Source organism: Deinococcus sp. Leaf326 (assembly GCF_001424185.1).
Lineage (GTDB): Bacteria > Deinococcota > Deinococci > Deinococcales > Deinococcaceae > Deinococcus.
Window position 1 is genome coordinate 189,978 of the sequence record NZ_LMOM01000021.1, and the last position, 20,033, is coordinate 210,010.

22 protein-coding genes are annotated in these 20,033 nt (G+C 69.9%); 11 read left to right on the plus strand and 11 right to left on the minus strand.

Going from position 1 to position 20,033, the window contains the following annotated elements:
* Positions 1-34: 34 nt before the first annotated feature.
* Positions 35-1,249, plus strand: coding sequence for an ABC transporter permease (locus tag ASF71_RS07890; protein ID WP_056297647.1), 1,215 nt, complete (start codon positions 35-37; stop codon positions 1,247-1,249).
* A gap of 195 nt (positions 1,250-1,444) precedes the next feature.
* Complete coding sequence (locus tag ASF71_RS07895) at positions 1,445-2,476, plus strand: DUF4384 domain-containing protein (protein WP_056297650.1); 1,032 nt, start codon at positions 1,445-1,447, stop codon at positions 2,474-2,476.
* Positions 2,477-2,555: 79 nt separating this feature from the next.
* Here the strand turns inward: ASF71_RS07895 and ASF71_RS07900 are convergent, their stop codons facing one another.
* Positions 2,556-3,170 carry a CoA pyrophosphatase gene (locus ASF71_RS07900; RefSeq protein WP_056297651.1) on the minus strand — a complete coding sequence of 205 codons (615 nt, stop codon included), beginning with the start codon at positions 3,168-3,170 and terminating at the stop codon, positions 2,556-2,558.
* 18 nt (positions 3,171-3,188) lie between these two features.
* Positions 3,189-3,809 carry a MazG nucleotide pyrophosphohydrolase domain-containing protein gene (locus tag ASF71_RS07905; protein ID WP_056297655.1) on the minus strand — a complete coding sequence of 207 codons (621 nt, stop codon included), beginning with the start codon at positions 3,807-3,809 and terminating at the stop codon, positions 3,189-3,191.
* A gap of 39 nt (positions 3,810-3,848) precedes the next feature.
* Here ASF71_RS07905 and aat point away from each other — a divergent pair, with 39 nt between their 5' ends.
* Both aat and ASF71_RS07915 read left to right on the plus strand, forming a co-directional pair.
* Positions 3,849-4,472 (plus strand): leucyl/phenylalanyl-tRNA--protein transferase, encoded by a 624-nt coding sequence (gene aat, locus ASF71_RS07910; protein ID WP_056297658.1) that lies wholly within the window; start codon positions 3,849-3,851, stop codon positions 4,470-4,472.
* Between the two features lie 101 nt (positions 4,473-4,573).
* Positions 4,574-5,149 (plus strand): DoxX family protein, encoded by a 576-nt coding sequence (locus tag ASF71_RS07915; protein ID WP_056297662.1) that lies wholly within the window; start codon positions 4,574-4,576, stop codon positions 5,147-5,149.
* A 53-nt stretch (positions 5,150-5,202) separates the two neighbouring features.
* Here the strand turns inward: ASF71_RS07915 and ASF71_RS07920 are convergent, their stop codons facing one another.
* Complete coding sequence (locus ASF71_RS07920) at positions 5,203-6,513, minus strand: Nramp family divalent metal transporter (protein WP_056297666.1); 1,311 nt, start codon at positions 6,511-6,513, stop codon at positions 5,203-5,205.
* A 120-nt stretch (positions 6,514-6,633) separates the two neighbouring features.
* On the opposite strand from ASF71_RS07920, the gene serA reads away from it, so the two are divergent.
* Complete coding sequence (serA, locus tag ASF71_RS07925) at positions 6,634-8,259, plus strand: phosphoglycerate dehydrogenase (protein ID WP_056297668.1); 1,626 nt, start codon at positions 6,634-6,636, stop codon at positions 8,257-8,259.
* Between the two features lie 43 nt (positions 8,260-8,302).
* Here serA and ASF71_RS07930 read toward each other — a convergent pair whose 3' ends face one another.
* The 4 genes from ASF71_RS07930 to ASF71_RS07945 are packed head-to-tail and all read right to left on the minus strand — an operon-like array spanning position 8,303 to position 11,475.
* The gene (locus tag ASF71_RS07930) at positions 8,303-8,920 is read right to left on the minus strand and encodes a hypothetical protein (RefSeq protein WP_056297671.1); all 618 of its coding nucleotides are present in this window, start codon (positions 8,918-8,920) and stop codon (positions 8,303-8,305) included.
* A gap of 15 nt (positions 8,921-8,935) precedes the next feature.
* Positions 8,936-9,649, minus strand: a complete 714-nt coding sequence (locus ASF71_RS07935; RefSeq protein WP_056297675.1) for a hypothetical protein — start codon at positions 9,647-9,649, stop codon at positions 8,936-8,938.
* A gap of 41 nt (positions 9,650-9,690) precedes the next feature.
* Positions 9,691-11,061: an FAD-dependent oxidoreductase gene (locus tag ASF71_RS07940; protein ID WP_056297679.1), complete on the minus strand. Its 1,371-nt coding sequence runs from the start codon at positions 11,059-11,061 to the stop codon at positions 9,691-9,693.
* A 60-nt stretch (positions 11,062-11,121) separates the two neighbouring features.
* On the minus strand, positions 11,122-11,475 hold the full coding sequence (locus ASF71_RS07945; protein WP_056297683.1) for a DUF1304 domain-containing protein: 354 nt from the start codon (positions 11,473-11,475) through the stop codon (positions 11,122-11,124).
* A 177-nt stretch (positions 11,476-11,652) separates the two neighbouring features.
* On the opposite strand from ASF71_RS07945, the gene ASF71_RS07950 reads away from it, so the two are divergent.
* Positions 11,653-12,732, plus strand: a complete 1,080-nt coding sequence (locus ASF71_RS07950) for a WD40 repeat domain-containing protein (RefSeq protein WP_056297685.1) — start codon at positions 11,653-11,655, stop codon at positions 12,730-12,732.
* 31 nt (positions 12,733-12,763) lie between these two features.
* Here ASF71_RS07950 and ASF71_RS07955 read toward each other — a convergent pair whose 3' ends face one another.
* On the minus strand, positions 12,764-13,204 hold the full coding sequence (locus ASF71_RS07955) for a VOC family protein (RefSeq protein ID WP_235514228.1): 441 nt from the start codon (positions 13,202-13,204) through the stop codon (positions 12,764-12,766).
* A gap of 126 nt (positions 13,205-13,330) precedes the next feature.
* Here ASF71_RS07955 and ASF71_RS07960 point away from each other — a divergent pair, with 126 nt between their 5' ends.
* Entirely contained in the window at positions 13,331-14,512 is a 1,182-nt protein-coding gene (locus ASF71_RS07960; protein WP_056297687.1) for an aminotransferase class V-fold PLP-dependent enzyme, read from the plus strand.
* Between the two features lie 117 nt (positions 14,513-14,629).
* Here ASF71_RS07960 and ASF71_RS07965 read toward each other — a convergent pair whose 3' ends face one another.
* The gene (locus ASF71_RS07965) at positions 14,630-15,259 is read right to left on the minus strand and encodes a CBS domain-containing protein (protein WP_056297690.1); all 630 of its coding nucleotides are present in this window, start codon (positions 15,257-15,259) and stop codon (positions 14,630-14,632) included.
* A gap of 162 nt (positions 15,260-15,421) precedes the next feature.
* Here ASF71_RS07965 and ASF71_RS07970 point away from each other — a divergent pair, with 162 nt between their 5' ends.
* Both ASF71_RS07970 and ASF71_RS07975 read left to right on the plus strand, forming a co-directional pair.
* Complete coding sequence (locus tag ASF71_RS07970; protein ID WP_056297693.1) at positions 15,422-15,910, plus strand: OmpH family outer membrane protein; 489 nt, start codon at positions 15,422-15,424, stop codon at positions 15,908-15,910.
* A 76-nt stretch (positions 15,911-15,986) separates the two neighbouring features.
* Positions 15,987-16,463, plus strand: coding sequence for an OmpH family outer membrane protein (locus ASF71_RS07975; protein ID WP_056297696.1), 477 nt, complete (start codon positions 15,987-15,989; stop codon positions 16,461-16,463).
* A gap of 64 nt (positions 16,464-16,527) precedes the next feature.
* On the opposite strand, the gene ASF71_RS07980 is transcribed toward ASF71_RS07975, so the two are convergent.
* The gene (locus ASF71_RS07980) at positions 16,528-17,808 is read right to left on the minus strand and encodes a hydroxyacid-oxoacid transhydrogenase (protein ID WP_056297699.1); all 1,281 of its coding nucleotides are present in this window, start codon (positions 17,806-17,808) and stop codon (positions 16,528-16,530) included.
* Between the two features lie 134 nt (positions 17,809-17,942).
* Here ASF71_RS07980 and ASF71_RS07985 point away from each other — a divergent pair, with 134 nt between their 5' ends.
* Positions 17,943-18,386: a carboxymuconolactone decarboxylase family protein gene (locus tag ASF71_RS07985; protein ID WP_056297702.1), complete on the plus strand. Its 444-nt coding sequence runs from the start codon at positions 17,943-17,945 to the stop codon at positions 18,384-18,386.
* Here the strand turns inward: ASF71_RS07985 and ASF71_RS07990 are convergent.
* Positions 18,380-19,066, minus strand: coding sequence for a hypothetical protein (locus tag ASF71_RS07990; protein ID WP_056297705.1), 687 nt, complete (start codon positions 19,064-19,066; stop codon positions 18,380-18,382). The two genes, ASF71_RS07985 and ASF71_RS07990, sit on opposite strands and share 7 nt — an antisense overlap.
* A 205-nt stretch (positions 19,067-19,271) precedes the next feature.
* On the opposite strand from ASF71_RS07990, the gene ASF71_RS07995 reads away from it, so the two are divergent.
* On the plus strand, positions 19,272-20,033 hold the full coding sequence (locus ASF71_RS07995; RefSeq protein ID WP_056297708.1) for an electron transfer flavoprotein subunit beta/FixA family protein: 762 nt from the start codon (positions 19,272-19,274) through the stop codon (positions 20,031-20,033).

The following is a 20,033-nucleotide window of genomic DNA, read 5'->3' on the forward strand; positions in this document are numbered from 1 at the left end:
GGGGCGCGTTCCCATGCTCTAAGCTTCGGCCCACATGCCCGGCTTCCGCCTTCCCCTCCGCGTGCCTGGCCGTTCGTCCGGCGCGGCGACCCCCGACCTCGCCTGGACCCTGGCGCGCGCACACCTCACCCGCCGCCGGACCCAGAACCTGCTGACCGTGCTGGGTATCGCCGTCGGCGTGATGGTCCTCATCGCCGCCCTGAGCCTCACGAACGGCTTTACCCGCGCCTTGGTGGACGCCACACTGCGCGCCAGTCCTCACCTGAGCCTGACTTCTTTCGCGCCGGCGGGGGCCGACCCGGCGCTCGAGCGGGCCATCCGCGCCGACCCGCGGGTCGAGGCCTTCACTCCATTCGTGGCCGACAAGGGGCTGCTGACCCGGCCAGCCAGCGAAGGCCGCGCGGCCGGAGTGGACTTCACGACCCTGTTCGGGGTGGGGCCGTCGGCGGCCCAGGTCCTGCAACTTCCCGAACTGGCGAACGCCCAGCTCGCCGACCTGAAAGACGGTGAGGTGCTGCTGGGTTCGGCTCTGGCCCGCAGCGTGGGGGCCTTCAGTGGAGACGAGGTTCGGCTGCTGAACAGCACGCAACGCCGCACCGCCCTGAAGGTCCGGGGGCTGTTCAGCACCGGCAACTACCTCATCGACAGCGGCTACGCCTTCACCAACACCGCGACGTTGCAGCGGCTTCAGGGCACCACGAACATCACCGGCTACCAGCTGCGCCTGCACAACCCGGACGACGCCCGCGCCGTGGGGGACGCCCTCACACGCACGGTCGCCTACGCGCCGCTGCCCTGGCAGGACCTGTACGGCACGCTGCTCGAACAGCTCGCGCTGCAAAAGCGGGTCATCGCCTTCGTGGTGTTCCTGATCGTGATCGTGGCGGCGTTCGGCATCGCCAACGTGCTTACCCTGGCCGTCTTCGAGAAGACGCAGGAAATCGCCATCCTGCGCGCCATCGGGGCAACGCGCGGCGTCATCACGCGGACCTTCGTCATCGAGGGCCTCGCGCTGGGCCTCGCGGGACTGGTGCTGGGCAATCTGCTGGGCCTGGGCATCAGCGCGTATTTCACGGTGCGGCCCTTCACGCTGCCGGGCGACCTGTACTTCATCACCGCGCTGCCGGTCGAGGTCCGGGCCAGCGACCTCCTGTGGGTCAACGCCGTGGGGCTGGGAACCACGCTGCTTGCCGCCCTGATTCCCGCCCGGCGCGCCGCCAGTGTGGAGCCGGCCCGCATCATCCGCTGAGGCCTGAGCTGGTAGGCATATCCCAGGCACGGAGCAAAACACGCCATGGATCAAGGACTTTCGCCGGCCTGCGCGCCAGCCTGACCGCGTCGTCACCTTCCTGACGGTGGGCTGAACCACTATTAATGTTCGCCGCACGGAGGCTCATGGCCCGTCAAGTTCCGGCCCGTAGGCTACTTCTCGGAGGAACCACCCATGAAAAAGTTTCTGATGATTCCGGCTGCGCTGCTCGTGAGCACTGCGTTCGCCGCCCCCAAGATCAGCGCCCAGAGCATTATCGTGAACCCCACCCAGCCCGACCTCAGCGTCAGCGTGCGCGTGAACAAGGACACCACCGGTAACGCCAACCCCGGCTACCGCGTGGGCGAGAACATCAGCATCAGCACCACGGTCAACCGTGACGCCTACGTGTACCTGTTCAACGTGGACAGCACCGGCGAAGTCAGCCAGATTCTGCCCAACCGCATCCAAGGCGGCGGCAACTTCGTCAAGGCCAACACCACCGCCGTGTTCCCCGCTGCGGGCGCAGGCTTCACGTACAGCGTTGACGGTCAGGTCGGCCTGAACAAGGTTCTGGCCCTCGCCAGCACCACCGAACTGAACCTCGACCAGCTCTCCAACTTCAGCGGTCAGGACCAGTTCGCCACCGTGAACGCCAAGGGCCAGGACGGTCTCGCCCAGGCGCTGAGCATCGTGGTCAACCCGATTCCCCAGAATACCTGGGTCAGCGATACGGCGTTCTTCAGCGTCGTGGCGGCCAACCCCGTGACCACCGGCAACCTGTTTGTCGGCACCAACGTGCCCGGCGCCAGCGTGATCCTCAACGGCCGCACCCTGGGCGGCGCCAACACGACCTACACGGGCCTCGCCTCGGGCAGCTACCCCGTGCGTGTGCGCGCTCCTGGCTACGCCGACTACACGACCACTGTCGCCATCCGCGCCAACACGACGACCAACCTGAACGTCGAGTTCTCGCGTGCCACGACCCCCGTGACGACCACCCCGACCAACACCGCCGGCTACACGGTCGCCCTGCGCAGTAGCGTGAACGGCGCCCGCGTGTTCGTGGACGGCGTGGAAGCCGGCACCATCCAGAACGGCGGCCTGAACCTGAGCGTGGCGCGCGGTACCCGCGAGATCGTGGTCATCGCCCCCGGCTACCGCACCTTCGTGAACAACTACAACGTTACGCAGAACGGTCAGATCACCATCAACCCCACCCGCTGAGCCCTGGGCCCGGATACACAGGCCCCCGCTTCGGCGGGGGTTTTTCATTGGCGGTGCAAGGGCCGGCCTTCCCCGGCGCTCAGGTCGGGCCCTGGGTCAGCAGGTCGTGGAGCACACGCGCCGTCATGCCCCAAATGTCGTGGCCCTGCCAGGGATAACGGTACAGCGGCACGGGCGTGCCGTCGGGCAGCCGCCGCGTCTCGCGCACCACTGTCAGGGCGCGCAACTCGGCCAGAGACGGACAGATGATTTCGGCGACCTCCGGGGTGCGGATCAGCGGCAGCCCCGCTGGGATGCGCGCCAGGACCGGCGTCACGTGGAAGCCGACCGGGGTGAATACGTCGTCGAGCTCGCCTAGGACCTGCGCGGCGCCGGGGGGCAGACCGACCTCCTCCCAGGCCTCGCGTAGTGCCGCCTGCGTCGGCGTCTCGCCCGGTTCCAGGCTGCCTCCCGGAAAGGCGATCTGGCCCTTGTGGGTGGGTAGCTCCGAGGACCGTACCGTCAGGATGACGCGGGGACTGGGTTCGCGGGTTAGGGCGACGAGTACGGCGGCGCGGCGGTAGTGGGGCAGGTCCAGAGGCGCGCGCTGCCGCCCGCCCAGCCACAGCGCCCAGGGATCGGCCTGGACCTCATCCAAGGGGTCGGGAGCCGGCGTGCCGGGGTCGGGCGGGCCGCCCTGCGTGTTCCGGGTCATGCCTGGGCCGTGCGCATCTCAGGCCACCTCGTCGGGCAGCCCGGCCAGCGTGGCCTGCACATGATCTCGCAGGGCCAGCTCGGGGTCCACGCCCAGCGACCGCGCCCAGGTGACGGCCCCGGCCAGCACCTCGGCCACGCCCTGCGCCGTGTCGGGGGCGGCGGCGAGCTGCGCGGCGAGGGCGTCCCGGCTGCCTTGCGGCGTGCCCGCGAGCCCCTGGGCCCTGGCCTCGCGGGCCAGCGCCCCCAGACCGGCCGGCACCCGGTCGGTGGCGCGCCGGGGACGGCCACCGCGCTCGGCGGCCTTGATGGCCTGCCAGTTGCGCGTGACCTCGTCGCTGCCGGCGACCACCGTGTCGGCAAACACATGCGGGTGCCGCCGCACCAGCTTCTCGACGATGCCGCGCTCGATCGCCACATAGTCGAAAGTGCCTTCCTCCTCGGCGATCACGGTGTGGAAGGCCACCTGGAGCAGCACGTCGCCCAGCTCGCCGGGCAGTTCGGGGGTTCCCACAGCGTCGGCGGCCTCGGCCGCTTCTTCGAGCAGGTAGGGGCGCAGCGACTCGTGGGTCTGTTCCTGATCCCAGGGGCAGCCGCCGGGCGCGCGCAGGCGCCGCATCACGTCGAGAAGTTCCTGCATGGCCCGGAGTCTAGAGCAGGGCGTTACCCTGGGCTGGCCATGCCCAGCGCCGACGCCTTCTTGCACCACCCCGACCGCCTGACCCGCCAGGTCGCGCGCGCCTACGCGCAGGGCGCCTTCCTGATGGACAACGGCGACGGTCCACAGTTCTACAGCGTGGAGGACCGCGCCCTGGTGCCCCTGACCGAGGCCGCCGGGTTGCATGTCGCGCGCCGGCTGCGGCGCGAGCTGCCCCGGTTCGAGGTCCAGGTGGATACGGCCTTCGCGGCGGTCATCGAGGGCTGTCGGGGCCACCTGCCCGGCGCCCCCGAGCGCGAAGGCGAGTGGATCAGCGACGAACTGGCCGACATCTACCTGCACCTGCACGCTACCGGACTGGCCCACTCCTTCGAGGTCTGGAGGGACGGCGAGCTGGCGGGCGGCGTGCTGGGGCTGGCATTGGGCGGGGCCTTCATCGCCGAGAGCAAATTTCACCGCGTGACCAACGCGAGCAAGGCGGCGCTCGTGCTGCTGGCCGGGCACCTGCACGCGCGCGGCTTCACGCTGCTCGACGCCCAGATCCAGAACAGCCACATCGCCACCCTGGGCGTGTACGAGATCGGGGCGGCCGCGTACCGCCCGCTGCTCGCCGGGGCACTGCGGGCCGACGTCTCACTCGACTAGACCAGTTTCCCAAGCCTGGGTCAATCTTTCTGAAGAGCCGGTCATGTGCGGCTGCCACCATAGGGGCACCCGGTCCCGGCAGTGGGCCGGCAAGGAGCCTCATGACCCGGACCCCGACCGCCGCCCCACCTTCCTACAGCGCCCTGCCCGACTCGCCCGTCACCCGCTTCCTGTTCGCCGACGCCCGCATGGCCGTGGTCTGGCTGATCGCGCGGCTGTACGTGGGCTGGCTGTGGCTCGAAGCCGGGCTGGCCAAGGTCGGCAGTCCCGAGTGGACCGGCGCGCAGGCCGGCGAGGGGGTGCGCGGGTTCCTGAACGGGGCCATCCAGAAGGCCGGCGGCGAGTCCCCGGACGTGTCGGGCTGGTACGCCCGTTTTCTGGAGAACGTGGCGCTGCCCAACGCCGGGCTGTTCTCTTATCTGGTGGCCTACGGCGAACTGGCGGTGGGCATTGCCCTGATCCTGGGCCTGCTGACGGGCGCGGCCGCCTTCTTCGGCGGCGTCATGAACCTCGCCTACCTGCTGGCCGGCACGCTGTCGAGCAATCCGCTGCTGCTCGTGGCGGCGGCGCTCTTGGTCGCCGCGTGGCGGGTGGCCGGCTGGTGGGGCCTGGACCGCTTCGTGCTGCCGCGCCTGACCCGGCACGCGCTGGCTCCGCCTCTGCGCACCCGGAACTAAACGGACAAGGAGAGCGGGAGGCGTGGTGGCCTCCCGCTCTCGTCTGGTCCGGTTCAGCTTCCGGTGAACGTGCCCCACAGCAGGTAGAGGTTCAGGCCGATGATGACCGAAGCGAACAGCCAGCCCAGAGCGGTGATGATTGGGCGGCTGACGAGCGCGCCCATCACGTCGCGCCGGGCGGTGAACAGCAGCAGCGGCACGAGGGCGAACGGCACCCCGAAGCTCAGGATCACCTGCGAGAGGATGAGCGTCGCGGTGGGGTCCAGGCCCAGCAGGATCACGATGAAGGCGGGCAGCATGGTCAGCGTCCGGCGAATCCACAGCGGAATGCTGAAGCCCACGAAGCCCTGCATGATGACCTGCCCGGCCATGGTGCCCACGGCACTGCTGCTCAGGCCACTGGCGAGCAGGGCGACGGCGAAGGCCACGGCGGCGGCCGGCCCCAGCAGCGGGGTCAGCGTCTGGTAGGCGGTTTCCAGGTCGCCGGCGTTCTCGATGTTCTTGCCGTAGAAGGTCGCGGCGGCCACGGCCAGCATGCTCATGTTGATCAGTCCGGCGAAGCCCATCGCGACGATCACGTCCACGCGGTTCAGGCGCGACAATCTCCGCTTTTCCTCGTCGCTGCGGGTGGGTACCCGGCCCTGCGTCAGCGCCGAGTGAAGGTAGATGACGTGCGGCATGACGGTCGCCCCGATGATGCCCACCGCCAGGTACACGCTGCCGGTGCCCTGGAAGCTGGGAATGAACCCGGCGCCCAGCGAGGCGAGATCGGGCCGCGCGAGCACGAACTGGGTCAGGTACGCCACCCCGATCACGAGGACGAAGCCGCCGATGACGAGTTCCAGTGGCCGGAATCCCCGCCCCTGCAGGGTCAGCAGCCAGAAGGTGATGACCCCGGTGATCGCCGCGCCCCAGATGAGAGGCAGCCCGGTGAGCAGGTGAATGGCGATGGCCGCCCCGATGAACTCCGCGAGGTCGGTCGCCATCGCCACGATCTCGGCCTGCACCCAGTAGAACCACACGACCGGGCGGGGCCAGCGCTTGCCGATGACCTGCGGGAGGTTCTGCCCGGTGGCGATGCCCAGTTTGGCGCTCAGGTTCTGGATGAGCATGGCCATGAGGTTGGCGGCCAGGATCACCCACAGCAGGGCGTACCCGTATTCGGCGCCCCCCTGGATGTTGGTGGCGAAGTTGCCGGGGTCCATGTACGCGATCGAGGCGATCACGGCCGGCCCGATGAAGGGCAGCACGCGTCCCAGGCCCCGGCGCCCACCCTGGCGTGACAGCACGTCGGCGGCCCGCTGCGTCATGCGGGCGTCGAGCGAGTCGGGCGGCAGGCTGGTGGGAGGCGGTATCTCTGACATGTCCCGAAGTTTAGGCTTGCCTAAAAAGAAAAGCTAGTCCTCCTAAAGCCGGGGGGGATGGGAGGGAATCGGTCTAGCCCGAAAGCAGCGCGCCGGGCAGGGGAGGCCTACCCTCTGGGGATGACTGCCGCCCTGTCCGCCACGCCGCAGCAGACCCTCGCCGCGCCGCTGCGCGTGCTGATCTGCGACGAGATGAACCCTGGCAACCTGACGCATGAGGGCTTCGAGATCGATTACGAGGGCAACATGGAGCGCGCCGAGACGCTGCGGCGCCTGCCCGAGTACGACGCCCTGATCACCCGCAGCCGCACCAAGGTGGACCGCGAGCTCATCGACGCCGCCGGGCCGCGCCTCAAGGTAATCGGGCGCGGCGGGGTGGGCGTGGACAACATCGACCTCGACTACGCGAGCCTGCGCGGCCTGCTCGTCCTGAACGCTCCCGAGAGCAACAACGTCTCGGCCGCCGAGCTGGCGATCATGCACCTGATGGCCGCCGCGCGCGGCCTGACCCGCAGCGACAGCCAGACGCGCGCGGGCGTGTGGAATCGCAAGTTCCTGGGCATCGAACTCAAGGACAAGACGCTGGGCATCGTGGGGCTGGGCCGCATCGGGAGCATCGTGGCCGACCGCGCGCAGGGCCTGCGCATGAAGGTGGTGGCCTTCGATCCCTATGTGCCGGCCAGCAAATTCGAGCGCCAGGGCGTCGAGCGCGCCGATACGCTGGCCGACCTGCTCGCGCGGGTGGACTGTCTGACGGTCCATACCCCCCTGACCGAGGAGACGCAGGGCATGGTCGGCGAGCGCGAACTGGCGCTGCTGCGTCCGGGCGCCATCGTGGTCAATGCGGCGCGCGGCGGCATCGTCGAGGAACGCGCCCTGGTCGCGGCGCTGGAATCGGGGCACCTGTTCGCCGCCGGGGTGGACGTGTTCGTGGACGAGCCGCCCACCCCGGATCACCACTTTCTCCAGGCCCCCAACCTGGGCATCACGGCGCACCTGGGGGCCAACACCTTCGAGGCGCAGGAGCGGGTGGGCGCCGAGATCGTCTCGCGCGTCCTCGACGCCCTGCACGGCGACGTGAGCAAGGGCGCGGTGAACGCTCCGGCCCTCGACGCCAAGACGATGGAGGCGCTGGGCGGTTACCTCACGCTGGGCGAGAAGCTCGGGCGGATTCTGGCGCAACTGCTGCCCGGCGCGCACGACATCGAGCTGACCTTCCGCGGCGAGTTCCCGGCCGAGCCCGCCCCGGTGGTCACGGCGGCCCTCGTGGGCTACCTGTCGGGCAGCACCGACGAGAAGCCCAACCTTATCAACGCCCGCGCGCTGGCCAAGGAACGCGGCCTGAACATCGCGGTGCGTGAGGAGGGAGACAGCCCCGACTACCAGACCGAGGTGATCGTCAAGGTCACGGCCCACGGCGCCGACAAGGACCGTACCCGGACGGTGGGCGGCACGGTCTTCGGCCGCAGCCCGCGCCTGACGCGGCTGCGCGACTTCCGCGTGGAGCTCGAACCCGAGGGCTACATCCTGATCGCCAGCAACAAGGACAAGCCGGGCGCGGTCGCCAAGCTCAGCAACCTGCTGGGCACTTGGGGCGTAAACATCGCCGGAATGGCCCTGGGCCGCGCCGAGAAGGGCGGGCAGGCACTGTTCACCCTGACCCTTGATGATGGCCTGACCCCCGAGCAGCTCCAGGCCATCCGCGACCTCGACGTGATCGAGTCGGCGTACCTGGTCCGGGCGTAGAGCGCGCCGGGGGTCGGGCGCAGCACCGTCCAGCCCGGCCGGCTCAGTTGTGCTGAAGCACTTCGCCGTCCAGACAGTGCCGAACCGCGCCGATCTGCCGGGTCTGCGGATTGACGATGGGAATGTGGGTGGCGGGCAGATCGAGGCGGTGGACCTCCCGCAGCTCGTTGCGCCCGATGTCCCAGGCCATCAGTTCGGCCCGGATGGACCGGTCGGCCTGGCGACCGGCCAGCATGACCAGCACCTCCTGCGGCGCGGCGCCGGGGTACAGCCAGGCTCCCGACCGGACGCCCAGCGTATTGACGACCTCGGGTTCGGGAACGCGGCCTGGGGTGCGGGACGTGGTCCGGTAGGCTTCCAGCTGGCCCGTGTTTGTGACGAGCGCCGCCCATTCACCGCCAGGGGCTAGGGCATGATCGACGATGCCGGTTGACCGGATATTGCGGAAGGCGAGGCCGGTCGCCGTATCGAACAGCCGGATGGGTGGGTATGACCTGAAGAAGTCGGAAAACAGGGTCGCGCCCGCTCCCTGAAGGGTCGTTCCGGCGCCCGATCTGTTGTCGAAGGCCTTGCGGACCTGCCGGGTCGCTACATCGTAGAGCGTGTAGTCGCCTTCTGCCGGCTGTACCAGCAGCCCTGTCCGGTCACCGGTGAAGGCCAATGCCGCCGCACCCCGTCACAGCGGAATCTCTCCGAGCAGGGTGCGCGTGAGGGCGTCGTAGATCTTGACGGCGGGGGAAGCCTCCCAGCCGGCGACGGCGAGCAGCGCGCCGTCGTTGCTCAGGGCAGTGGCCGAGACGCTGCCCCCGAAGGCCTGAAGCGTCTGGACTGCTCCGCTCCCCATACACCAGCTGACGTTGCCGGTCGTCTCGGCCAGGACGATGTAGGGCACTGGGCCGGTATACACGTTCAGAGGTGTCGGGATCACGGCGGGGACCGTTTTCTCGGACACCAGACGGCACGAGGCCAGCAGATAGCCGTTGGAGGTTTCCGTCAGCACACTGAACACGTTGCCCTGCCGACTGACAAATTCGCGCCAGGTGTCGAGCAGACCTAGAGTCTGCGGCCGGGCCAGCAGGGTGGCGCTGAGCTGGCGGACGGTCTGCTTCGTACCGGGAAAGAGAACTACCTCCTGCTCGCCGCAGCGCGAGCCGTAGGTGGCCGGAAGGTCGGCGAAGACCTGTTTGAGCTTCTGGGCCTGCACGCTCTGAAAGGAAAGCAGCCGGATACTGCCGCTCGGCAGGTCGAGGTCGAGCATGGGCGAGACGGGGGCCGGGGCGTAGGTGGCACCCGGCAGCCGCAGCGACTGCGCAAACCGGGTCGCGGCCTCATCGCTCTGGGCCGAAGCCACACCGAGGGAACACAGGAAAAGGGTCAGCCAGCGGTTCACCCTGACAGTATGAGCGCTGGTCATCACAGAGTTCCCAAAGTTTACAGCTCGCGCTTGAGCTTGTCGGCCGCCACCAGCAGCACGTCCCACACCCCGGAAAAGGGCGGAGCGTAGGCGAGGTCCGCGTCGAACAGCGCCTGCACGTCCGCGCGCTGGCCCAGCAGGGCCGCGACCACGTCCACCCGTTTGATGCTTTCGCGGCAGCCCACGAGCTGCGCGCCCAGCAGCCGCCCCGTGCCCACTTCGCCGGTCAGGCGCACGTGGATGGGCCGGGCGTCCTTGTAGTAGCCGGCGTGGTCGGTACTCCTGACATCCACACTCTTCGCCTTCAGGCCCAGGGCGTCGGCCTCGGCCTGGGTCAAGCCGGTGCGGGCCGCGCCTAGACCAAAGAATTTGAAGATGGACGTGCCCACGATGCCGGGAAAGGTCGCGTCGCCGCCCGCCATGTTCACGCCCGCGATGCGGCCCATGCGGTTGGCGGTCAGGCCCAGCGGAATATGGACCTTGCGCCGCGTGACCCGGTGCACGCTCTCGGTGTTGTCGCCCGCCGCGTAGATGCCCTCGACGTTCGTTTCCTGGCGGGTATTCACGGCGACGGCGCCGGTCTTGCCCAGGCGCACGCCCGCCGCCTTCGCCAGGTCCACGTTGGGCCGGACACCCACCGCCACGATCACGAGGTCGGCCCGCACCAGGCCCGCGCTCGTGTGCACGCCGGTCACGCGGCCCGCCTTGCCGGTCAGGCCCTCGACGCTCACGCCGCAGCGCACGTCCACACCGTTGCGCTCCAGCTCCTCGCGCACGCGGCGCTGGTACCCGGTGTCCAGGCCCCGTCCGGCGATCTCGGGTGACTTTTCCAGCATCACCACGCTCAGGCCGCGTGACCGCAGCGCCTCGGTCAGCTCGATGCCGATGTAGCCGCCGCCGACCACCACGGCCCGCCTGGCCTCCTTGAGACTCGCCTCGATGGCCTGACCGTCGGGAATCTCGCGCAGGACATGCACGCCGCCCAGGCTGGTCTGCGCCCAGTCGGGCCGCAGCGCCGAGACGCCCGTGGCGAGCAGCAGCCGGTCGTAGGGTTCGGTGACGGTGCGCCCGGCGCCGCGGTCCAGCACGGTCAGGGTGCCGGCCACCGGGTCGATTCCCGTCACCTCGTGGCGCAGCCGCACACTGACGCCGCGCGCGCGCATCTGCGCCGGCGTGCGGGCCACCAAGACGTCCCAGCCCTCTTCCCCGAATCCGGGAACGTCGCCGGCGAGCACGTAGGGAAGGCCGCAGGCGCCGTAGCTGACATAGTCGCCCCGGTCGAACACGGTGATGCTGGCGTCCGGGTTCAGGCGCTGGGCACGGCTCGCCGCGCTCATGCCGGCAGCCACACCTCCGGCGATCAGGATTCGCGGCGGGGAAGAGGTCATGGCCCGCAGGCTAGAGCATGCGGCGCTTCCCGGCGGCGCGGCCGCCCGCGCGGCGGGAGGTCAGGACGCCAGCAGAACGGTCAGAATAGCGATCACCGCCGGCACCGTCTGGATGAACAGGATGCGCCGGTTGGAGGTCAGTGCCCCGTAGATCCCGGCGACCGCCACGCAGCCCAGGAAGAACAGCTCGGTGGCCGCCGACCCGGTCAGCAGTCCCCACAGCAGCCCGGCCGCCAGAAAGCCGTTGTACAGCCCCTGGTTGGCCGCCAGCGAGCGGGTCGCCTGCGCGAACTCCGGCGTGGTCCCGAAAGCCTTCATGGCCCGTGGCGTGGTCCACAGGAACATCTCCAGCACCAGGATATAGACGTGGAGCAGCGCAATCCCCGCCACCAGCAGCCCGGCGAGGACATTCACCTGACCCCCCCGGCGGCTGGGCGGGATCGGGGGGGGCCAGCGTGGTAGGCGAGGGGTGACATGCCTGTAGCCTACGCCTCCCCAGCCCGGTCCTGGAGCAGGGTCTGAGTGCAGTGCTGGGGGCGCGGCGGGGTGGTCACATCTGCCGCCCCCCCGGGGCCGCTACCTTGAGCGCCAATGAAAGCCGCCCTCAGTACCGTTCTGGCCGCCCTGCTCACGGTCGCGTCCGCCCAGGTCGAAATCCGTATCGCGCCCGATCCCCTGCTCATTCTCGGAGTGGCGCAGGACGCGGCGCCGACGGCCCCCGGCAGTGCGGCCACGCCGGGTTCCCTGGCCAGTCCCGCCCCTGCCCCGCCCGTTCCTGCCGTCCCGCCCCTGACCGGGCTGGTCGCCGTGCGGGGGCAGTACTCGCTGCACGTGCGGCTGCTCGACGCCTCGACCGGCGAGCTGCGGCGCGAGGTCTGGCTGCCCAGCGAGACCGACCTGCGCGTGCCCCCGGCCCTGAGCGGCGACGGCCGCTGGCTGGCCGCCGCCCTGATTCCGGACCCCCAGACCCGTGAGGGACGGGTCGCCATCGTCTCGACGGTGCAGGGGGGAGCCACCCGTGGGCCGCAGCCCCTGCCGCCGGGCGGCTGGACCGTGCGCTCCGGGGGCCTGGACGGCACGCAGAGCCTCGCCCTGAGCCGCGACGGCATGCGGTTGGCCGCCGGCAACCGCAACGGCTACGCGCAGCTGTGGGACTGGCAGGCGGGCAAGCGGATCGCCACCGTTCAGAGCGAGAACCGCAGCGAGCCGGCCGCCCTGCTGTTCAGCCCCGACAGCCGCCTCTTCGCGCCGATGTTCCGGGGGCAGGTCCGCACGCGGATCTTTGACGCCCGGACCGGCGACCTCAGGACCACCCTGAGCGGGGTGGGGGTGGGCACCTTCTCGCCCGACAGCCAGGGGTTTTTAGGCTCGCGGGGGCGACTGCTGAGCCTCGCCACCGGACGCGAGGTCACGCCGCCCGCGTACCTGGCGGGCTCGGCGGGCGCGCTGGGCTTCAGCATGGACGGGCGCCGGGTCCTGGTGCGCGGGCTGGCGACCGACGGCCAGGGCCGCGACTGGCTGGAGCTGCGTGACGCCGCCACGGGGCGCACGGTGGGCACCCTGACCCGGATCGCCGACGGCTATCCCGAATTCCTCAGCCCCGACGGCACCTCGCTGCTGGGCGGAGACGGGCAGGGCGGCGTGCGGATTCTGCCCATCGCTCCCCGGTAGGGCGGTGGGCAACTGGAGCGGCCTGCACGCCTCAGCGCAGGCTGACGGGCCGCTCGCCCAGCGCCTCGGAAAAGCGCAGGAGATATCCGTTGGGGTCCTGCACCAACATCTCGCGGTTGCCGGTCTGGCGGTCACCCGTGACCCGCCAGCGCTCGCGCACGGGCCGGAACAGCGGCCAGCCGCGCCCGGCCAGCGCCTCCAGAATGGGCGTCAGGCTGGACACGCCGATCTCGACGTTCAGGCCGCGCCCCAGCGGGTACTCCAGCGGCCCGGTGCCCCACTCGCCGGACATCGCCTGAAGCATGACCTGCGCGCCTTCCCGTTCCAGATAAGCGAAACCGGGGCGGGCGTAGGCCACGCCAAAGCCCAGCGCACCGCACCAGAAGTCCAGGCTGGCGCTCAGGTCGAACACGTCAAATTCGGGTACCAGGGTATTGAAGCCTCCGGCGGGCAGGGCAGCGGGGTCGGTCACGTCGCCCAGCAGAGCGCGGCGGGGGAGGTGGGGGCAATACGCCGGATGGACGGGCCTGCCAGAGAACCGGGCACAGAGGTTCAGACCGGCCGCTCCACTGCGCCGTCGCCTCCGCTACCCTGGGGCATGACCGACGTTGCCCCCGCCCGGCCCGCCGCGCCCACCGTGCCCGACTTCACCCCCCTGAACCGCCACCGCCTGATCGCGCCGGGGCCGGTCGAGGTCGCGCCTGATGTGCTGGCCCAGCTGGCCCGGCCGCAGATGCACCACCGCGCGCCCGAGGGAGTCGAGAAGCTGATGGAGGCCCGCGCGCAGCTCGCCCGGCTGCTGGGCGACCCCTACGACGCCGTGATCACCACGACGAGCGGCACCGGGGCCTTCGAGGGCGCGCTCGTGAGCACCACCCCCACCGGCGCAAAGGTGGTCAACGCCCAGGCGGGCAAGTTCAGCGAGCGCTGGGGCGAGATGGCGCGGCGCTTCGGCTACGACACCCGGATCGTGGCCCGGCCCTGGGGCGAGGTGCTGGACCCGGACGAGGTCGCCGAGGCGGCCGCGGATGCCCACACGCTGCTCATCACCCACAGTGAAACCAGCACCGGCGCGCTGCACGACCTGGAGGCCATCGCCAAGGCGGCCAGGGCCCGGAACCCCGACCTGATCGTCATCGCCGACTGCATCACGAGCTACGGCGTGGCCGAACTGCGCCCCGCCGCCTGGGGCGTGGACGTGATCGTCTCGGGCAGCCAGAAGGGTACCGCGACCCCGCCGGGCCTGGGCTTCGTGCTGTTCTCGCCCGAGGTGCAGGCCCGCATGATCAGGGACACGCCGCACGGCTTCTACCTTGACATGACGCGCGAACTCGCTGGGCAGAAGGCGGGCAACACCCCGCAGACGCCCGCCATCAACCTCATCTATGCGTTGAGCACTGCTCTGGAGCGCCTGAACGCCGTGCCGCTGGAAGTCCTATGGGCCGAGCAGCGCCGCAAGACCGACGCTCTGATCGCCGCCGGCACCGCCCTGGGCGCCGGGTCGTGGGCCGCGCGCACCAGCCCCGCCGTCGCCGTGCTGACCCCGCCCGCGCCCCTCACGGGCCGGCAGGTGGCCGCGCAGCTCGCCGCGATGGGTCAGCGCGCCCTGCCGGGTCAGGCCCCCCACGAGGACACCGTGTTCCGCGTCTCGACGATGGGCTACGCCGACCGCTACGACGCCCTGGCGATTGCCGGCATCCTGGAAGACGCCTTCGCGGCCCTGGGCCACCGCGTCGAGCGGGGCGTCGCGGTGCAGGCGGCCTGGCAGGCACTGAAGTAGGGGAGAGTGGGGGGCTGGACCTGTGACTCGCAGCGGGGCGGGGCCAGAGCCAGTGGAGAGGGGGGAGGCGCCGGCTTCCCTCTCTCTACTTCCTACCCACCACTGCCGCCCTGTCGGTCAGTCCAGCACCGTGATTCCCGAGTCGCGCACCCGGCGCCGTACGTCGCGCACGCCGGCGCCGTTTACGCGCAGCACGAAGCGGCGGTTGCCGTTGGGTTCGCCGGGGTCGTAGCTCGCCACACTGATGATGTTGCTGGGCAGCACGGCCCGGGTGGCGCGCTCCAGGCTGCCGGGCACGTCGGGCATGTCCAGGGTCAGGCGGTGGCCGCCCTCCTTCATGCCCAGGATGCCCGTGAAGGCCCGCAGGATGTCCATCGTCGTGATGATGCCGCTCAGGCGCCCCGAGGCGTCCAGCACCGGCAGTCCGCCGATGTGGTGGTCCTGCATCCGCAGCGCGGCGTCTTCCATGTACTCGTCTTCCTGCGCGGTGATCACCGGCCGGGCCATCACCTCGGAGACGGTCAGTTTGCTCAGCAGATAGTTCAGTTCCCAGACGCTCAGGGTGGTGGCGCGGCTGGGCATGGCGTCCTTGAGGTCCTTGCGCGTCGTGATGCCGACGAGTTCGCCCCCCTCGACCACCGGCAGCCGCCGGAAGTGGTGTTCCTTGATGATCTTCAGGGCGTCCATGACGGGTGTATCCGGGGTAATGTTGACCGGCTCGGGGGTCATCCAGTCGCTTACGAGCATGGCGTCAGTCTAGGGCCTGCGGCCCTGTTCCTCTGTCCCGCCGGCGCTTCGGGGCTCCCAGCACATCACCCACCGCCGGTCTGATCGGGAGATGATGGGAGATGTGAACGGCGCGAAAAAGCCTTCATTCGGCTCAGAAAAGCGTGTGCTACGGTGCCTGCCATGAAGATGACCCCCAAGGCGCTCGCCCCGCTCGCCATCGCTGCCGCGTTTGGCCTGGGCACCCTGGCCCCCCACGCGCAGACCACCCCCCAGAAGGTCGGGTTCGTGAACGTGGACCAACTGTTCGCCGCGCACCCCAACGACAAGGACGTCAAGGCGATCCAGACCAAGTTCCAGGGCGACCTCGCTGGCCTCGACAAGCAGATCAAGGACATTGACGCCAAGGGAACGGCCGCCACCGCCGCCGACAAGGACAAGCGCGCGCAGCTCGTGACCACCTACAACGCGCAGCTCAAGAGCTACGACGACCAGATGAAGGCCAAGGCCGGCCCCATCGAGACCTCGGTCGACGCCGCCCTGTCGAGCTACGCCAAGTCCAACGGCTACAGCGTGATCATGGACCGCTCGATCGCCCAGCAGAGCGGTCTGGTGGTCTACGCCGACACCGTCACCGACGTGACCGAAGCCGTCAAGAAAAACGTCAAGTAAGCGCGGCCGCCGCCCCCCGGCCCCCGGTGTCCTCACGGGGGCCTGTTCATGCCGCCGGGGCGCGAAAGGACCATCCATGAAACGCTTTCTGACCCTTCTTCCCCTGGCCCTGCTGTTGACCGTCCCGCACGCCCAGCAGTCGCGCAGCCGCGTGGGCTTCGTCAATGTGCAGCAGCTCGTGTCGGGCATGTCCGGCAGCAGCGCCTACCTCGCGCTGCGCAAGAACGTGGACGCCGACCTGGGCAAACGCGAGCAGAACATTCAGACACTGGCCGCCAAGGCCACCCGCAGCCGGACGGCCGCCGACCGCGCCGCACTGCAAAAGGCGCAGCAGGATTTCGCTTCGGTGCAGAAGGGCTACGCCTCGCGGCTCTCGGCCGCCTTCAAGCCGCTGAGCAGCAAGCTCGACGGCACCATCGCCAGCGTCGCCAAGAGCAGCGGCTTCGGCGTGGTGTTCGACCAGCAGGTCGCCGCCCGCAGCAAGCTCGTGGTGTATGCCAACAGCTCGGCCACCGACCTCACTCCGGCCGTCATGAAGGCGCTCAAGAAATAACGTAACGGATGCCCCGCCGGGCTCCCAGGACGCCGAGTCCGGGGGCCCGGCTTCTTGTCAGTTCTTACCAGTTGTGCAGCGATTCGCGGAAGATGCGCTCCAGGTCGTCGCGGGTAGGCATCTCGGGGGCCACCGCCAGCAGCCGCTGCTGCTTGAGGGCGCCGTCTATCAGGGCCGGAATGTCCGACTCGTCGTAGCCCAGGGCCGACACGCCGCTGGGCGCGCCGACATCACGCATCAGGGCGATCAGGGCCCGCGGCAGCGCGTCGCGGTCGTCCGGGGCGTAGCTCTGGCCGGTCAGGCAGGTCGCGGCCTGAAGGTGCCGGGCCGGGTCGGCCGCGAAGGTGAACCGGAAGGCGGCCGGCGCGGTCACGATGACGCTGAAGCCGTGGGGCACGAACATCTTGTCGCCCGGATAACCGGGGTCGCGGTACTCGTGCCGCAGGCCCGCGAGGGGGTAGGCGCAGGCGTGGGGAATGTGCACCCCCGCCGACCCGAAGCCCACGCCCGCCATCGTCGCGCTGAGCATCATGAACCCGCGCGCCTCCGTGTCGTCGCCGCTGGCCACCGCGCGGCGCAGGTACTGGCCGCCGTAGCGCAGGGCCTGCGCCGACCACAGGTCCGCGACCGGGTTGCTGCCCTGATACGGGGGGCGCTCGTCGGGCGTGGCCGGCAGGGGACGGGTCGTATAGGGGCGGCTCAGGAAGCTCTCGGCAGCGTGGCACACCACGTCCAGCCCGGCGGCGGCGATGACCGCACTGGGGGCGGTGCGCGACAGTTCCGGGTCCACGAGCGCCTGCGCGGGACGCAGGGAACGGTGGCTGATGCCGGTCTTGATCTTCAGTTCCGGCAGGTCGAGGATGGCCACGGTGGTCGCCTCCGACCCGCTGCCGGCCGTGGTGGGCACCGCCAGCAGTGGCCGCAGCGCCGAGGGGGGCCGGCGCCCCAGGCCGACCGGCGGATTGACATAGTCCATGATCTCGCCGCCGTGGGTACACAGCAGGTTCGCCACCTTCGCCGTGTCTATGGCGCTGCCGCCCCCCACGGCGACGAACGAGTCGGGACGCGCCGCCCGCGCCGCCGCTACAGCCCGCTCCAGCGCCGCGAGCGAGGGCTCAGTTTCGACCTCGCTGTAGAGCACGAGGTCTAGCCCCGCCGCCGTCAGCGAGTCGAGGACCGGCTGGGCCACGCCCCGCGCGAGCACCTCCGGGTCCACCACCACGAACACGCGCTGGCCGCCCAGCCGCCGCATCTCCCAGCCGGCGTCGTGTGCCGCGCCCGCTCCGAACTTCACGGGCGTGGCCTCTATCGTGAACATGGATTCGCGCGCTGAACCGTTCGTCATCCGTCCTCCCTGTGCTGTGGGTCCCCGGTGGGGTGAAGTGTGGGTTGTGGGTCGGTTCCGAGTATGCCTGTTTCCGGGCCGGGTTTCCGGGCAATGGCGCGCGGCCGCCCCGGCGCTGCTCTAGCCTTGGCCCCGTGAACGATTCTCCCGATCCGACCCCTGCACCGGTTTCCGGGTCGCCCGAGCCCAGCGCGCGCCAGACCATTTTCGGCGCGCAGGAGGAGCGCATCCTGGCGCGGCTCGCGGCGCTGGACCCCGGACTCATGACCTATGTGCGCGACTTCGCCTACGACACGGTGTACGAGCGCCCCGGGCTCGACCTGAAGACCAAGGAGCTGGTCGCCTGCGCGCTGCTGACCTCACTGGGCAGCCCCCCCGAACTGCGGACCCACCTGCGCGGGGCGCTGCGGGCTGGCGCAACCGAGCAGGAGGTCCGGGAGACCTTGCTGCTGTGCGTGCCTTATCTGGGGTTTCCGCGTGTGGTGGGGGCTTTCGAGCAGTTGCGCGGCCTGCTGGAGGGTAAAGAGAAGGCCCCCCACCCGGAAGGGCAGGGGGCTGGGGAGGGCGGAGCTCAGTAGCTCAGCTTCACGCCGATCTTGGCCTTGACCACCGTACCGGGGAAGGCGAATCGGCTGCGTAGGTCGTTGTACCCGGGCTCGCCGGGGGCGTAGGTGCCCGCGTCGGTGCCGTTGCTCAAGGTCGAGGGGAAGTAGTGGTCGAGGCCCACGTCACCGAACAGACTGATATTGCCCGCCAGCGCGTAGCTCACCATCGCGCCCGCGCCGATCCCGAAGGCGTTGGTCGTGGTGGTCTGGCTGTTGCGTTTGCTGTCCGCGTAGGTCTCGGTCGCACTGAAACGGCCGTAGCGGCCCCCAGCGTAGGCGGTGGCGTCCACACCCGGCGCGATTTCGCCCAGGCTGTAGGTGCCGTCCAGACCCAGCAGGGTCTGGCTGCCGCTCTCGGTCGCTACGCCACCGCTCTTGTAGCTGCCGAAGGTCCCCAGCGTCAGGCCGGTGCCGGCCCCCACGTCCACATCGTCGCGCAGGGCGTCGGAGGGGCGGACATAGTCCACGCTGGCCCGCACGCCGACCGGACCGGCCACGTTGGGAACATGCACGAAGCTGCCGAACGACAGGCCCGAGGCGTACCCGGCGCTCAGGCCGAGCTCGACGCCGTTGAGGGACGATCCGGAAACGAACTGTGCGCCGGCGGAACAGCTGGCGGCGGCGATGGCGGCGGCGATCAGGGCCTTCTTCATGTCTTCTACCCTCGGCCCTACACATGAGAACGGCTCATGAAGGTCCACATGACCCCTTGAGAAAGCCGACAGCCCCGCATCAGACAGTCGGCGGGTGGAGCACGCCCTATGCTGAGGCGACTGGAAAAAGAGGGGACGGGGCGCTAAATTGCACCGAGTCCAATACGGTACACCCTGGCTGCTCCGGCAGCCGCATGGAGGATGAATGAACATTCTGACCCTCGTCCGGCAGGTTCCGGACGCCGAAGCGCGCGTCAAGGTGGCCGGGCAGGCCGTCGATCTCGACGGCACCACTCTGGTCATCGACGGCATGGACGAATACGGCGTCGAAGAAGCCCTGCGCCTGCGTGAAGGCGGCGCGGGCATCGAACAGATCATCGCACTGGCCGTGGGCCCCCAGCGCAGCGAGGACGCCCTGCGTACCGCCCTGGCGATGGGCGTGGACCGCGCCATTCACGTCGAGACGACCGAGAAGGTAGACGCCGTGAGCCTGAGCCGCGTGGTGGCGCAGGTCGCGCAGGCCGAGAACGCCACGCTGATTCTCGTCGGCGGACAGGAAGCCGACTGGGATTCGCAGGCGCTGGGCGCGGCGACCGCCGAACGCCTGGGCTGGCCGCAGCTCACCTGGACCAACGAACTGAAGATCGACGGTGAGACGATCACCGGCCGTCACGACGTGGACGAGGGCAACGAGAGCTTCCGCGCGCCGCTGCCCGCGGTCGTGACCACGCAGCAGGGCCTGAACGAGCCGCGCTACCCCACGTTGCCCAACATCATGAAGGCCAAGAAGAAGGAACTGCGCAAGGATACGCTGGACACCTACGGCGTGCAGCCGCGCGTGCGCACGGTGAACGCCGAGATCCAGACCCGCGCGCGCCTCAACCGCATCATCGACGGCAAGGATCCCCAGGCCGCCGCCGAGCAGCTGCTCGAACTGCTGCGCAGCGAAGCCAAGGTTCTGGCGTAA

Excerpts from the sequence above, each read along its gene's own strand:
- ASF71_RS07975 (WP_056297696.1), top strand. The coding sequence starts at position 15,987 with ATGAAACGCTTTCTGACCCTTCTTCCCCTGGCCCTGCTGTTGACCGTC.
- ASF71_RS07890 (WP_056297647.1), top strand. The coding sequence starts at position 35 with ATGCCCGGCTTCCGCCTTCCCCTCCGCGTGCCTGGCCGTTCGTCCGGC.
- ASF71_RS07915 (WP_056297662.1), top strand. The coding sequence starts at position 4,574 with ATGACCCGGACCCCGACCGCCGCCCCACCTTCCTACAGCGCCCTGCCC.
- serA (WP_056297668.1), top strand. The coding sequence starts at position 6,634 with ATGACTGCCGCCCTGTCCGCCACGCCGCAGCAGACCCTCGCCGCGCCG.
- ASF71_RS07920 (WP_056297666.1), bottom strand. The coding sequence starts at position 6,513 with ATGTCAGAGATACCGCCTCCCACCAGCCTGCCGCCCGACTCGCTCGAC.
- aat (WP_056297658.1), top strand. The coding sequence starts at position 3,849 with ATGCCCAGCGCCGACGCCTTCTTGCACCACCCCGACCGCCTGACCCGC.
- ASF71_RS07960 (WP_056297687.1), top strand. The coding sequence starts at position 13,331 with ATGACCGACGTTGCCCCCGCCCGGCCCGCCGCGCCCACCGTGCCCGAC.
- ASF71_RS07965 (WP_056297690.1), bottom strand. The coding sequence starts at position 15,259 with ATGCTCGTAAGCGACTGGATGACCCCCGAGCCGGTCAACATTACCCCG.
- ASF71_RS07895 (WP_056297650.1), top strand. The coding sequence starts at position 1,445 with ATGAAAAAGTTTCTGATGATTCCGGCTGCGCTGCTCGTGAGCACTGCG.
- ASF71_RS07980 (WP_056297699.1), bottom strand. The coding sequence starts at position 17,808 with ATGACGAACGGTTCAGCGCGCGAATCCATGTTCACGATAGAGGCCACG.
- ASF71_RS07900 (WP_056297651.1), bottom strand. The coding sequence starts at position 3,170 with ATGACCCGGAACACGCAGGGCGGCCCGCCCGACCCCGGCACGCCGGCT.
- ASF71_RS07950 (WP_056297685.1), top strand. The coding sequence starts at position 11,653 with ATGAAAGCCGCCCTCAGTACCGTTCTGGCCGCCCTGCTCACGGTCGCG.
- ASF71_RS07990 (WP_056297705.1), bottom strand. The coding sequence starts at position 19,066 with ATGAAGAAGGCCCTGATCGCCGCCGCCATCGCCGCCGCCAGCTGTTCC.
- ASF71_RS07970 (WP_056297693.1), top strand. The coding sequence starts at position 15,422 with ATGAAGATGACCCCCAAGGCGCTCGCCCCGCTCGCCATCGCTGCCGCG.
- ASF71_RS07905 (WP_056297655.1), bottom strand. The coding sequence starts at position 3,809 with ATGCAGGAACTTCTCGACGTGATGCGGCGCCTGCGCGCGCCCGGCGGC.
- ASF71_RS07940 (WP_056297679.1), bottom strand. The coding sequence starts at position 11,061 with ATGACCTCTTCCCCGCCGCGAATCCTGATCGCCGGAGGTGTGGCTGCC.
- ASF71_RS07995 (WP_056297708.1), top strand. The coding sequence starts at position 19,272 with ATGAACATTCTGACCCTCGTCCGGCAGGTTCCGGACGCCGAAGCGCGC.